This is a genomic window from Pseudonocardia abyssalis, from assembly GCF_019263705.2.
In the GTDB taxonomy this organism is placed as follows: domain Bacteria; phylum Actinomycetota; class Actinomycetes; order Mycobacteriales; family Pseudonocardiaceae; genus Pseudonocardia; species Pseudonocardia abyssalis.
Genome location: NZ_JADQDK010000001.1, coordinates 2,426,592 through 2,440,075, shown reverse-complemented (window position 1 = coordinate 2,440,075; position 13,484 = coordinate 2,426,592). Strand labels below are relative to the sequence as shown.

Genomic DNA, 13,484 nt, shown 5'->3' with positions numbered 1-13,484 from the left:
TTACGGAATGAGCGACGCGCCTGCGTTCGTCGTCAAGTGGACGTCGCCGGGTCACCCGTCGCCGGACCGGGGCAGGAAGATGTGCCCGGCTCCGGGGAGCCGGGCACATCTTCCGTTGAGCCTGGTCAGACGCGGATCTCACCGGCTCGGGAGGTGAAGCCGCGCAGCCGGAGGCTGTTGGCGACCACGAACACCGAGCTGAACGCCATGGCGGCGCCGGCGATCATCGGGTTGAGCAGCCCCATGGCGGCCAGCGGGAGCGCGGCCACGTTGTAGGCGAACGCCCAGAACAGGTTGCCCTTGATCGTGGCGAGCGTGCGACGGGAGAGCCGGATGGCGTCCCCGACGGCGCGCAGGTCGCCGCGGACCAGCGTGATGTCACTCGCCTCGATCGCGACGTCGGTGCCGGTGCCCATGGCCAGGCCGAGGTCGGCCTGGGCGAGGGCGGCGGCGTCGTTGACACCGTCGCCGACCATGGCGACGACCTTGCCCTGGTCCTGGAGCCGCTTGACGACGTCGAGCTTGTCGGCGGGCAGTACCTCGGCGATCACGTCGTCGATCCCGACCTCGTCGGCGACGGTGCGGGCGACCGTCGCGTTGTCGCCGGTGAGCAGCACCGGGGTGAGCCCGAGTGCCCGGAGCTGGCTGATCGCCTGCGCGGAGGTGGGTTTGACGGTGTCGGCGACGGCGAGCACGGCCCGCGCCTGCCCGTCCCACGCGACGGCGATCGCGGTGTGCCCGCGCTGCTCAGCCGCCTCCATGGCCGCGGCCAGCTCCAGGGTCAGCGGCTGGCTCCATTGGTCGAGCAGCGCCGGGCGTCCGACGAGCACGGCGTGCCCGTCGACCACCCCCTGCACGCCCAGGCCCTCGATGTTGATGAAGTCCTCGACATCGGGCAGCGCGCCGACGCGCTCACGCGCCCCGGTCGCCACCGCCGCGGCGACGGGGTGCTCCGAGGCGCTCTCCAGCGCCCCGGCCAGCCGCAGGACCTCGGTCTCGTCCTCGGAAGTGTGCACGCCGACCAGGCTCATCCGGCCGGTGGTGACGGTGCCGGTCTTGTCCAGCACGACGGTGTCGACGCGGCGGGTGGACTCCAGCACCTCCGGGCCCTTGATCAGGATGCCGAGCTGGGCGCCGCGGCCGGTGCCGACGAGCAGCGCGGTCGGTGTGGCAAGCCCCAGCGCGCAGGGGCAGGCGATGATCAGCACGGCGACGGCGGCGGTGAACGCCGCGGCCGCACCCCCGCCGGTGCCGAGCCAGAACCCCAATGTGGTCGCGGCGAGGGCGATGACGATCGGCACGAAGACACCGGAGATCCGGTCGGCCAGGCGCTGGACCTCGGCCTTGCCGTTCTGGGCGTCCTCGACGAGCCGTGCCATTTGGGCGAGCTGGGTGTCGGATCCGACGCGGGTGGCCCGGACGACGAGCCGCCCACCGGCGTTCACGGTGGCGCCGACCACGGTGTCCCCGGGTCGCACCTCGACCGGCACGGACTCGCCGGTGAGCATCGAGGCGTCGACGGCGGAGCTGCCGTCGGTGACGATGCCGTCGGTGGCGAGCTTCTCCCCGGGTCGGACGACGAACCGGTCGCCGACAGCGAGCTGTGCGGTCGGCATCCGAACTTCCTCACCGTCACGCAGGACAGTGACGTCCTTCGCGCCCATCTCCAGCAGGGCGCGCAGGGCGGCTCCGGCCCGGCGCTTGGAGCGGGCCTCGAAGTACCGCCCGGCCAGGATGAACGTCGTGACGCCGGCGGCGACCTCGAGGTAAATGTTCGCCGCGCCGTCCGAGGGCGCGACCGTAAGTTCGAACGGGTGGGTCATGCCGGGCACGCCCGCTGTGCCGAGGAACAGCGCGTAGAGCGACCAGGCCAGCGCGGCGAGGGTGCCCAGCGAAATCAGCGTGTCCATGGTGGCTGCGCCGTGCCGCAGGTTCGTCCACGCGGCGCGGTGGAACGGCAGCGCGCCCCACACCACGACCGGGGCGGCCAGGGTGAGCGAGAGCCACTGCCAGTAGGTGAACTGCAGCGCGGGGATCATCGCCATGGCAATGACCGGGACGGCGAGGACGGCGCTGATGACGAGCCGGGTGCGCAGGGCGCGCACCGGAGCGTCCTCGGCGTCGTCCTCGCCGGCGTTCTCGGTGGTGCCGGGCGCCTCGGGCAGCCGGGCGACGTAACCGGCCTGCTCGACCGCGGTGAGCAGGTCCTGGCGGTCGACGCCGTCGGCGAAGGTGACCTTGGCCTTCTCGGTGGCGTAGTTGACCGTGGCGGTCACGCCGTCGAGCTTGTTGAGCTTGCGCTCGATCCGGTTGGCGCACGAGGCGCAGGTCATGCCGGTGATCGCGATCTCGACGTCGGTGGTGATGGTGGTCGGGGTGCTCATGTCTCCTCCTCCGCGCTCAGTGGCCGTGGCCGTCGGTGGCGTGCACCGGGGCTGCTGGGTCGGTCGCGGCCCCGGTCGGCACGGTGAACTCCGCCGTGCGGACCACGTCGCCGTGCCGGAAGTCCAGGAACAGCCGGTAGCTTCCGGCGGTCGGGACCTCGGCCACGAACTCGATCTGCGGCCCGGCCGGGGTGACCCCGTCGCCCGGTGCGCCGTCCGGGTGGACGTGCAGGTAGGCGAGGTCCCCCTCGCGCAGCGCCACGAGATGGCCGTACGCGGCGAGGTAGGGCTACAGATCGGTCACCGGCACGCCGTCCAGGCTCACGGTCAACGCCACCGGCGACGCCTGCCCGGGGACCAGGTCCCCGGTGAGCTCGACGGTGTAGCCGTCGACCTGCGCGGTCCGGCTCGGCGCATGCTCGACCGGCTCGAACGGGCCCGGCGCAGCGATGTCGACCCCGAGCGTGGTCGGCTCCCCGCCGCTGGGCGCGAAGTCGGCGAAAGCCCGGTAGGAGCCGCCGGCCGGGAGGGTGAGCGGCACGGTCCAGGTGCCGTCGGGGGCCATCTCGGGATGCACGTGCTGGAACCCGGTGGTGTCGCGGCGAACGACGATGAGGTGCATGCGCTTGTCGTGCTCGACGTCGTAGGCCGTGACGGGGGCGCCGTCGGGTCCGGTGACGGTGAAGGAGAAGGCCCCGTCGGTGGGCGTCGGGTCGGTGGGCGTGAGGGTGTAGCCGCCCCTGCTCGACGCCAGCCCGGCGGGCTGGTCGGTGGCGGTCTCCGCGACGGTGCCGCTGTGTACGTCCCCGTGCCCGGCGTCCTCGCTGACGGGCATCGCACCGTGGCCACCGGGTGCGGCGGTCGCGGCTGTGAGGGGACCGACAGCGGTTCCGGTCGCCCACCCTGCTGTGATGAGCAGAGCGAGCGCCGCACCGTAGGCGGAGAGCTTCGCTGCAGTGTTCATGTCCTCGATCCGTTCCTCCTGGCTACGCCGCGAGGCGGTAGCCGGCTTCCTCGACGGCGTTGCGCACGTCGGCCTGGTCGATCGGGGCGGTGCTGGAGACGGTGACGCCGCCGGTGGGCAGGTCCACCGCGACCGCGGTGACGCCGTCGATCTCGCTGATCTCCTCGGTGACCGAGGCGACGCAGTGCTCGCAGGTCATCCCGGTCACCGTGTAGGTGGTCTCGCTCATCACGTTCCTCTTCTCGCGGAATTCAGGACTTGACCAGTCGCGCGATGGCGGCGCTGGCCTCGGCGACCTTCTGGTCGGCGATGGCGCCCCCCTCGGTCACGGCCTGGGTGACGCAGTGCTTGAGGTGCTCGTCGAGCAGGCCCAGCGCCACGGCCTCCAGGGCCTTGGTGACGGCGGAGACCTGGGTGAGCACGTCGATGCAGTACTTGTCGTCCTCGATCATCTTCGCGATGCCGCGGACCTGCCCCTCGATGCGGCGCATCCGCTTGAGGTAGGCATCCTTGTCCTGTGCGTAACCGTTCATGAGTCCTCCTGTCTTCTTCAGCGAAGATACCCTAGGGGGGTAGTGTAAGCAAGGCGGGGGCCGTCAGAACCGAGCGGGACGCCTATGCTCACCAGGCGCCCGATGTCATGAATGCAGTGGTCGGGTGCGCGCGGTGGCCGCTTCTCGTCGGTGCCGCAGTTCCACGGTGCGTTCTGGTGTCGCAGAGTCTCGCGCTGATCTCGGCGACGGCGTCACCCGGCCAGTCCATGTCGACGATGGTCATGCCGACGGCGAACGCGGCAGCGGATTCAGTGGTTGGGGCGGCGGCTGTGCTGCCCGGCGCGATGCTGGGATGGGCGGCTCGGGCGCCGTGCACGGATGCCTCGCGGCGGTGGGGCGCGCTGGTGCTCATGGCGCTCGGGGTCGTCCTGGCGCTCGTCGTCGACGGGTGGGGCCGGCGGCACAGCCCGGCGCCCGGAACGATCGGGTACGTGGTCGAGGGGTGGGGTGCGCCCCCGGGACGGTGCTGACGCGCCCGCACTGTCGGTGATCAGGGTCTGAGAGGTCGCTCAGGACCGCGTCCTGAGCCTCTTCCGGCGCGGGTGCCGACGAGGTCGGCCGACCCGCCCGCCTCACACCCCTGATCGCACCGATCCCCCCGTCCGTTCCGCAGGAGCGGTGGGTGACGAGTCGGTGCCCGCCCCAGCGGAAGGACTGCATTAATCATGGACATGACGACGGGCTCGGCAGTGCCAGGGTGGCCCACGCCGCTGCCTGGGTGTTCCTGATCCTCGCCGCGGCCTCAGTCGCGGCGATCGCCTTCGACATCTATGGGCGCTGCCGCCGCCACCCCGCCGCACGTCAACCGAGCTCGTGTGGGTCGGTTCAGCCCAATACCTCGGGCCGTTCGCCCTCGCCGCCTACGCCCGCTCCGGCCGCGCCGGCAGCGGGGACCGGGTCCGGCCGGACGCGGTGGCCACGTTGCCGGAAGTACCGCCTCCGCCGTCGCCCACGTGGTCGCGGTGCCGTTGGTCCTCGCGTCCGGGCTCACGATCGCGGGCATCGTGATGTGGTGATGATCATCGTGCTGTCAATCGGGCTGCTCTACGCTTACGAACGCAGCGCCGGTACCGCCCGGGCCGGTGGGGCCCCGCCGCCACCGCGATCGGCGTGGCGGTGCTGACCGTCGTCTTCGACATCGGGATCATCGGGTGGATGCTGCTTCTGCATTCCAAGGAGTTCATGATTCCAAGGAGTTCATGATTCCAAGGAGTTCATGCCCCCCTCCGCCGACGCCGGCGTCTGGCTGCTCATGCAGGTCGGGACGGTCCTCGGTCTGGTCACCGGCTTCCCGGTCGGCACTTGCTGGCCCGTCGCAGCCACACAGTGACCCCGGCCTGAGCGCTCCGGTGGTCCGCAGCGAGGGTGCGGACCACCGGGAGGGGTGTCGCTGATGCGGTCCACAACCTCGCCCGACGGAGGGGCGTAGCACCACGACTTGACCACGAGATTGCAGGGCAGTGACCACATACAGAACCACGACATGGCCACCCCGGTCGACCGTGCGAGTTCGACAGGTGGATGTGTGAACGAGCCTGCCGGACATCGCGGTGCGAGCTCGTCGGCGAGGATCGAAGGCGTTGCGGTCGGCGTGCACGGCGCTGACCCGTCGGGACTAGCGGGGACCTCTGTGTCGACTTCGTGCATCGCCACCGGCACGTTCGAGGTATTCCGGAACGCGCGCGACGTAGTTGAGGTGCAGGAGTAACCCACCCGCCGACCTGGGGGGCATGGGCCGCAGGTTCGAATCTTGTCGTCCCGACGGTCGAAACGGACGGTCCTTTTCACGGAGGACCACCCCCATTGCACCGCTGAGTCGTTGATGCCCGCTGCCGCACCTGGACTGACTCCGGGATGGCCATCGATACGGTCCGGGAGGGTTGCGTTCCACGGCCTGCGCCCCGTCGAGGACGGAATAGTCTCCTCCGTCGCTGAAGCTTTCGGCCCTTTGGGCTCGATGTCGACGGCTTGGCCTTCATTGTCGACGCGGCGAACCTAGACGGGTCCAGACGATCACCGCGGATGGGGGACGAACCGCCGGGTGAGGTCTGCGCCAGCGGTCCTGACGGGTCGAGTCGAGGTCCCGGCAACGGCGGGGCGCGCGGGACCGTGGACGCTTTTGGGCTCGCGGGTGGAGCGGGGGAACGTGGGGGACGGCTACATCGAGGGCGGGCCAACGGAATGCAGTTCTGGTCAACTGGGTGCGTGCACCTTGGCCATGACGCAAGCTACCGACGTGATCCGTCGTGATGCTGCGACGCGACCCCGGGATCGCCAAGCGTCGAGGCGTCCGGTCGAACTGAGTAACAAACTGAGTGACAACGACGGCGAATCCGGGCCTCCGCGGGCGGACGACCACGTACGTCGAACCGCCTTTGAACTCCACAAACAAGCTTGTTGAGCAGTCCGGCGGGTTGCTTCACACCGAAGAGGTCACTGGTTCGATCCCAGTATCGCCCACCAGCACGAACGCCCCTCACCGCATCGCGGTGGGGGGCGTTTGACACAGGTTCTGACAACAACGGTGACCGCTTCGGCGAGCGACGCCTGCGGTCATTTGCACGACCGGGCGATCGTTCGACCTGGGCCGTCCTCGCGCAACGAGCAGGTTGAGCGCTTCGGACTTGTGCGCCGACGTTGTTGTCAGGGTGATGTGACGCCGTAGCGCCGACCAGATCGCCATCAGGTCCCCGCGCGACGTCGCCGTCTGTTCATGGAGTGCCCGCAGATCCGAACGGCCGATAGGCCGTCGTGCGCCCGCGCAGGTCGCGCGTTCGGCGGTACAGCGTGAGGTGGTCGGCCGACCACCCTGAGTAGGTGCAGCGGGGGGACGGGGAGTCCACACACGTGTGCGGGCACACCAACAGGTACCGCCGCCCGGGGGAGCGGCGAGCAATAGTCAAGACCTGTGGATGAAGATCTTTAGGCGGCTTCCGGTTGGTGGTGGTCGTCGGGTCGTTCGACGAGCTTGCCGTTGACGAACAGGGCGCCGGCGCGGACGAGCGCGACCAGGTGTGGGCCGTTCACGGCGCGCCAGCGGTCCTGGGCGGCCTCGATGAGCTTGAACGCCATCGCCAGCCCGGCTGCCCGCGAGCCGGGACCGCGAGTGATCTTCGTGCGGTGCCGGACGGTGGCGAAGGTCGACTCGATGGGGTTCGTGGTGCGCAGGTGGATCCAGTGCTCGGCGGGGAAGTCGTAGACCGCGAGCAGCACCTCGACATCGTCGGTGATCTTCGCGACCGCCTTCGGGAATTTCGCCCCGTAGGCGGCCTCGAATGCTTTCACGGCGTCGAGGGCGTGGCGGCGGTCTTCGGCGTTCCAGATCTCCGCGAGTGCCTTCTTCGCCCCCGGGTGCGCGGATTTCGGGAGGGCGCCGAGCACGTTGGCGATCTTGTGGAACCAGCAGCGCTGCTCGCGGGTCGCGGGGAACACCTCGCGCAGCGCGGCCCAGAACCCCAGCGCGCCGTCTCCGACCGCGAGGACCGGGGCGCGCATCCCTCGCCGGGCGGCATCGCGCAGCAGGTCCGCCCAGGACTCGGTCGACTCGCGGTAGCCATCGGCCAGCGCGACGAGCTCCTTGCGCCCGTCAGCACGGACGCCGATCAGCACGAGCAGGCACAGCTTGTGTTCTTCGAGGCGGATGTTGACGTGGATCCCGTCGGCCCACAGGTAGACGTAGTCGGCTCTGGACAGGTCGCGGGCGGCGAAGGTGCGCTGTTCGGCCTTCCAGGTCTCGGTCAGCTTCGTGATCACCGGCGCCGAGAGCCCGGCGGTCGAGCCGAGGAACTGGCCCAGGGCGGGCACGAAGTCGCTGGTCGAGAGCCCGTGCAGGTAGAGCAGCGGCAGCACTTCGGTGATCTTCGGGGTCTTGCGGCACCAGGGCGGCAGGATCGCCGAGGAGAACCGCGCCCGCTCCCCGGTCTGCGGGTCGGTGCGCCGGTCGTTCACCCGCGGCACGGTCACCTCGACCGCGCCGGCGCTGGTGAGCACCTCGCGGGGCTGGTGGGTGCCGTTGCGCACGACCAGCCGGCGGCCGTGCTCGTCGCGCTCGCCGACGTGGCGGGCAATGTAGTCGTCGACCTCGGCCTGCAGAGCCTCGGCGAGCATCCGGCGGGCGCCCTCGCGGACCAGCTCGTCGATCAGCGAGCCGCCGTCCCGGTGGGGTTCATCTGCGTCGGCAGCTCCAGGAACTACGGTGAGCACGGGTCGTACCCTTCCGACCGGCGTTGGCGCGCCGATCTTGCTTGATGGCCTCAAGATCACCGGAAGGGTACGGCCCCTCCGGTCATCCACAGGTTTCAAGCATTGCTCGCGAGCGGCACCGTGGGCGCTGTAGACGCTTGGTCTGTGACGCGAGTGGCCATCGATACTGCGAGGACCATTGCGACGGGTTCGAGTCGTGGACGCGGTGGCCCAGGCGTGTACCCCCCTCTGCAGCCGGCGGGCATCGGGCTCGGACCGCGGCCGAGATCCCGTCACCGCGCGCCGAGCTGACGCCGGGACGGCGTGATCGAGCCAGACCTCGACGGGCGCGGGGCGGGGACCGTGGGTGGAAGGCCGACGGCCTGCCCGATCGCCGAGTGGCCATCGCAGTAGCAGAGGCCCAGCGGATCACCGTCGTGAGCTGGCGTTACCAGGCGGAACGGCGAGTGATCGGTGCTGTCGGGCAGGACGTGCACCGGCAGGCGAAGGCGGGTGCCGGCTCCGGGATGTGTGATGCGTTGGCCGCGTTGGCGACGGATCTGGAGAACGGCAGGAGCAGTGCGATGCGGGCGCTGGAGCGCATGACGGCGTCGGTTCTCGGATTCGTCACGGTGCCGAGACTCGCCCGGATGATCACTCGGCACTTCGTTCTGCACGTCACGGCGGAACCGGCTGCTGAGGTGGATGCCGTGATTGCTGCACTTCGGGCTTACGGGGTCTTGTTGTGCGTCATCGATGGCCGTGATCTCCAGAGATGTCGGTGCCTGCGGGTTCTGGCGGTGTCGGAGATCGACGAGACGATCCGGTCCGAGGTCCGCGAGGTCGTCGGTCGGGGGCTCGAACAGCTCAGTCGAGAGTGCCGGCCATTCGTGTGATCCTCTCCGTGGAACCCGGTGCGGTGGGTGCTGAGCGGCCGATCGGGTGCGTTGCTGCCGATCATCGGGGGAGGGCATGGTCGAGCTGAGTGACCGATCGGGGCAGGACGGCGGGACCAACCGGCGGGCGCGGGCGACCCTCGCAGCCGTTCGGGACCTGGCCGAGCGGGCGACGACACTCCTGGCGGCGCCGGCTGTGCTGCGGGACAGTGCGCGGCGTCAGGTGGAGGTGCTCACCGCCGGGCAGGTGTCGGACCGGCTGCGTGCCACCCCCATCACAGCTCTGCGAGAGTTGGTCGGCCGAGGGGTTCGGCTCGGAGCGCTGCAACAGGCCGGGGTAGCCACCGTCGCCGACGTCCTCGCCGCTCCCGATCATCGGCTGCAGCAGGTCCCCGGCGTCGGCGCGCAGACGGTTCTTGAGGTGCGTCGCGCCGCCCGGACGGTGGCCGTGCAGGTGCAGCGCGACGTGCGGTTCCGCATCGATCCCGACCGCCGAGACCCCGCGCAGACCCACCTGATCGCCGCGCTCGCCGCGACCCGGGCCGCGGACGCCGCCTCGGCGGCACTGCGGGAACCGCTCGAGACGTTCGTGAGCCGGACCGGGCCGCTTGCGGCCGAGGCCGACCGGGCCGCGAGCCGATGGTCGATGCTCTTCTCTCGCCGCCGCACGAAGGACTCGGCTCTCGACGCGCTGGCCAGGCTCGAAGCGATCCTCGTCGAACCGGCTGTCCGTGGCCTGCACGACGCTGTCGCGGCGCAGGAACGGGCCGTCGACCCGGCGTCCTACGAATCGGGCGCATTGTGGAACGAGTACCTGCAGAACGCCGCGGGGATCAATGCCGTCCTCTCGACGGTGGGTGCCGCTCCACCTGACGACGACGCGGCGCGGGGGTTCGTCGCCGAGGAACTGCGCCAGCGGATCACCGCGATCCCGCTCGACCTCTCCCACCTGAAGGCGACGCTGCGTGGCTACCAAGTCTTCGGTGCCCAGTACGCCATCCATCAGGAACGCTCGATCCTCGGTGACGAGATGGGGCTCGGGAAGACCGTGCAGGCGCTCGCGGTCCTCGCACACCTGGCGGCGAAGGGGCAGCGGCGGTTCGTAGTGGTCTGCCCGGCGAGCGTGCAGATCAACTGGGTCAAGGAGACCGCCAAGCACAGCACCCTCGCGACGCACATGCTGCACGGTGCCGGCCGTGATGACGCCGGACGGCGGTGGTTGCGCGAGGGCGGAGTGGCGGTCACGACGTTCGGCACCCTGGCGCGCCTGCCCGCCGCTGTGCGGGAGGCCGACGTCGCGATGCTCGTGGTCGACGAGGCGCACTACGTGAAGAACCCGGACGCGGCCAGGTCGCAGGCCATCGCGGCAGCAGTTGGTCGCGCCCAGCGTGCGCTGTTCCTCACCGGCACGCCGATGGAGAACCGGGTCGAGGAGTTCCGGACGCTGGTGAACTACCTGCAGCCGCAGGTCGCGCGCAACATCGACCCGGCCGACGCGGTGGCAGGCGCGAACGTGTTCCGGCGCGCGGTGGCGCCGGTGTACCTGCGACGCAACCAGGCCGATGTGCTCACCGAGTTGCCGGAGAAGATCGAGACCGAAGCGTGGGTGCAGTTCGGCGACGGGGAAGTGGCGACCTACCGCGACGCTGTGCAGCGGCGGAACCTGCAGGCGATGCGTCAGGCGGGCTTCGGCCCGGGCTCGGCGAAGCTGGAACGGTTGCGGGAGATCGTGGAGGAGGCGGCCCAGGACGGGATGAAGGTCCTCGTCTTCTCCTACTTCCTCGCCGCGCTCGAGACGTGCGCTCGCGAGTTCTCCGTCGTCGGGACGATCACCGGATCCGTGCCTCCCGCGGCACGCCAGGAGCTCGTGGGGGAGTTCGCCGCTCGGCCCGGTCATGCCGTCCTGCTCTCGCAGATCGAGGCCGGCGGGGTCGGGATGAACTTGCAGGCCGCGTCGGTGGTCGTGCTCATCGAGCCGCAGTGGAAGCCCAGCACCGAGGACCAGGCGATCGCCCGGGCACACCGGATGGGGCAGGTCCGGACGGTGCAGGTGCACCGCCTGCTGGCCAAGGACAGCATCGATGAACGGATCCGTGAGATCCAGGACAACAAGCGGCTCCTGTTCGACCACTTCGCCCGCCGCAGCGAGGCCAAGGAGTCCGATTCGCGGTCAGTGGATACCGCACTACACCGGCCGGAGGCGCTCGACGACGACTCCGTTCCGATGGAACGCCGTGTACTTCTGGCTGAACAGCACCGACTGGGGCTGAGCTGACACCAGATCACTCGCCGCAGGCCACGACCTGCATCGGCATCCAGATCGCTCCTGCCGACCCTGACCCCGCTATGCGACGTCGGTGGCCTGCGATTGCCGCAGCGGCAGCTCGGTGATCTCGAAGGTGGTCTGTGCGAGCTGCTCGATCCGGTCGGGATTGGCGGTGCGGATCTGGTGGTCGCGCAGTAGGAAGTCCCGCAGATTGGCGCGGCGCAGTGAGCTCGGCGGACCTGGCGCCTTCTCCAGTTCAGTGGCGTCGACGACCTCGAGTTCGCGCTGGGCGGAACATTGCGCGCAACCGGGCCGATCAGCACCGGGGACCGCATCCGTGGCCGCCGGGACTCAGCCTTCGTTGACCACGACACCGTAGCGGGCGGCGAGCTCGGCCAGGCCGTCGTCGTAGCCCTGCCCGATGGCGCGCAGGCGCCAGGAGCCGTCGCGTCGGTAGATCTCCGCGAGCAGCAGGGTGCGCTCGGTGGTGGCGGCGTCGAGGGTGGCGGTGGCCGCCGTGACGAGATCGCCGTCGACGGCGAGGGCGACGGCGCCGAGGTCACCGAACGTCGCGCCGCCGACGAGCGCCGCGGCGACGACGATCTTCGAGTGCTGTTCGTCGAGCTGTGTCAGGTCGACGCGGAGGCTCTGCTCGCTGTCACCGTCCACCGAGAGGGCGACGGCTCCGTGCTCGCTGACGGGTGCGTTGTAGAAGACGAAGTCCTCGTCGGCGACGACCCGCTCGTCGGCGTCGAGGAGGAAGGCGACGACATCAACCTCGGTGCCCTCGGCGAGGGCGTCGGCGCGCCAGGCGGCGTTGACAGTCCACGCGCCGGCGTCGGGCAGGTCGATGACCTCGCCGCCGACCACGACCGGCACCCCCGGCCCGGCGGCGTCGTTGCGGTGGCGGCCGACATAGGCCGCGAGGTCGGGGTCGGTCACCGGCGCCGGCGCGGTCTCCGCCGCGGGGGCGGGGACTGAGATCCCGAGCGCCGTGGAACCGGTGTGGACCGGCAGGCCGGTCTCCCGGATCCGTGCCAGCCGCCGGTCCGCCTCGCCACCCGCCATCAGCACCACGTCGGTGACCGCGGCGGTGAAGTTGACCGCGGCAGTGCCGCCCTGCCCGGCGATCGCGGCGCGTACATCGGCGGCCTGCTCGTGGGTGCCCCCGATGATGAGGACGCGTCGATCGTGCAGTGGGCCGCGCGGGGACGTCGTGACCCGGATTCGGGGTGCGGCCGGGCGGGTGGTCGCTGTGGTCAGCGGATCGCCGGGGCGGACGTCACCGAGGAGGCGCCGCAGGGTGGCCTCGTCGATGACGGGGATACCCTCCGCGCGGGCCCGCTCGGCCTTGCGGGTGCGGTACTGCGCGTTGTTGGTGACCAGCGCGCTGGTCAAGCGGCTCACCGAGCGACTGACGTCGATCCCGGCCACGACGAGCTGGTCGACGAGCTGCTCGCGGGGCACGCTCACCGCCCCGGTGACCGCGACGCGCATGCCCTGCACCAGCGGGCCACCGGGCTGGAGCCGGCCGGGGTTGCGCCACGGGCATCGCGGTGTGGTGGTGCGTGCGGGGCCCGAGCTGACCTCGTCGTTTCCTCCGCAGGCGACGATGGGGAGCGGCAGGTCGAGCCGGGCAGCGAGCAGCAGGCTGTGGGTGAGGATGCGGGCGAGCACCTGGACGTCGTCAAGTGCGTCGTGCGCGTGCTGCTGGTCCACGCCCCAATACCCGGCGAGTGTGCCCAGCTTGTGGTTAGGCACCGCCAGCCCGAGCCGCCGGCTCAGCGCGAGAGTGCACAGCCGCCGCTCGACGGGCAGACGCAGCCCGGCCCGCTCGACCTCCGTCGCGAGGAACCGGTGGTCGAAAGCCGCGTTGTGGGCCACGAGGATCCGCCCGTTCAGCATTGCGAGCAGCTCAGGGGCTATCTGCTCGAAGCTCGGCGCGCCCGCCAGCCGCTCGCGGGTCAGGCCGTGGATGTGCACCGGGCCTGGCTCGACGCCCGCGTCGACGAGCGTGTGGAACCGCCGCTCGGGACGGCCCGCCGAATCGAGGGCCAGTGCCGCCACGCTCAGGACGCGGCCGGTGTCGGGCTGGAAGCCGGAGGTCTCGACGTCGACGACGGCCCAGGAGTGGTCCAGGTCGAGCAGCGGCTCGATCCGCGCGGTCGTCACTGCGGCACCTCGTCGCGTTCGTGCGGTGGATCCGTCGGGAGCGAGCACGGTCCTGCACCGCCTTCG

8 protein-coding genes and 1 pseudogene are annotated in these 13,484 nt (G+C 70.6%); 3 read left to right on the top strand and 6 right to left on the bottom strand.

Annotated elements, in window-relative coordinates:
- Positions 1 to 125: 125 nt before the first annotated feature.
- The 4 genes and pseudogenes from I4I81_RS11590 to I4I81_RS11575 all read right to left on the bottom strand — a co-directional run bounded on the left by I4I81_RS11590 (position 126) and on the right by I4I81_RS11575 (position 3,881).
- Positions 126 to 2,384 carry a heavy metal translocating P-type ATPase gene (locus tag I4I81_RS11590; RefSeq protein ID WP_218601320.1) on the bottom strand — a complete coding sequence of 753 codons (2,259 nt, stop codon included), beginning with the start codon at positions 2,382 to 2,384 and terminating at the stop codon, positions 126 to 128.
- 16 nt (positions 2,385 to 2,400) lie between these two features.
- Positions 2,401 to 3,348: pseudogene (locus I4I81_RS11585) on the bottom strand (DUF8832 domain-containing protein).
- Between the two features lie 22 nt (positions 3,349 to 3,370).
- The gene (locus I4I81_RS11580) at positions 3,371 to 3,577 is read right to left on the bottom strand and encodes a heavy-metal-associated domain-containing protein (protein ID WP_218601321.1); all 207 of its coding nucleotides are present in this window, start codon (positions 3,575 to 3,577) and stop codon (positions 3,371 to 3,373) included.
- A 22-nt stretch (positions 3,578 to 3,599) separates the two neighbouring features.
- Positions 3,600 to 3,881, bottom strand: a complete 282-nt coding sequence (locus I4I81_RS11575; protein ID WP_218601322.1) for a metal-sensitive transcriptional regulator — start codon at positions 3,879 to 3,881, stop codon at positions 3,600 to 3,602.
- Between the two features lie 176 nt (positions 3,882 to 4,057).
- Here I4I81_RS11575 and I4I81_RS11570 point away from each other — a divergent pair, with 176 nt between their 5' ends.
- Positions 4,058 to 4,372, top strand: a complete 315-nt coding sequence (locus tag I4I81_RS11570) for a hypothetical protein (protein ID WP_218616028.1) — start codon at positions 4,058 to 4,060, stop codon at positions 4,370 to 4,372.
- A gap of 2,452 nt (positions 4,373 to 6,824) precedes the next feature.
- Here I4I81_RS11570 and I4I81_RS11565 read toward each other — a convergent pair.
- Positions 6,825 to 8,105: an IS256 family transposase gene (locus tag I4I81_RS11565; protein WP_218606453.1), complete on the bottom strand. Its 1,281-nt coding sequence runs from the start codon at positions 8,103 to 8,105 to the stop codon at positions 6,825 to 6,827.
- Positions 8,106 to 8,482: 377 nt separating this feature from the next.
- On the opposite strand from I4I81_RS11565, the gene I4I81_RS11560 reads away from it, so the two are divergent.
- Together I4I81_RS11560 and I4I81_RS11555 are read left to right on the top strand one after the other, a co-directional pair.
- Entirely contained in the window at positions 8,483 to 8,980 is a 498-nt protein-coding gene (locus I4I81_RS11560; protein ID WP_218601289.1) for a hypothetical protein, read from the top strand.
- A 76-nt stretch (positions 8,981 to 9,056) separates the two neighbouring features.
- Entirely contained in the window at positions 9,057 to 11,255 is a 2,199-nt protein-coding gene (locus tag I4I81_RS11555) for a DEAD/DEAH box helicase (RefSeq protein WP_218601288.1), read from the top strand.
- 342 nt (positions 11,256 to 11,597) lie between these two features.
- Here the strand turns inward: I4I81_RS11555 and I4I81_RS11550 are convergent, their stop codons facing one another.
- Complete coding sequence (locus I4I81_RS11550) at positions 11,598 to 13,418, bottom strand: TerD family protein (protein WP_218601287.1); 1,821 nt, start codon at positions 13,416 to 13,418, stop codon at positions 11,598 to 11,600.
- Between the last annotated feature and the right edge of the window lie 66 nt (positions 13,419 to 13,484).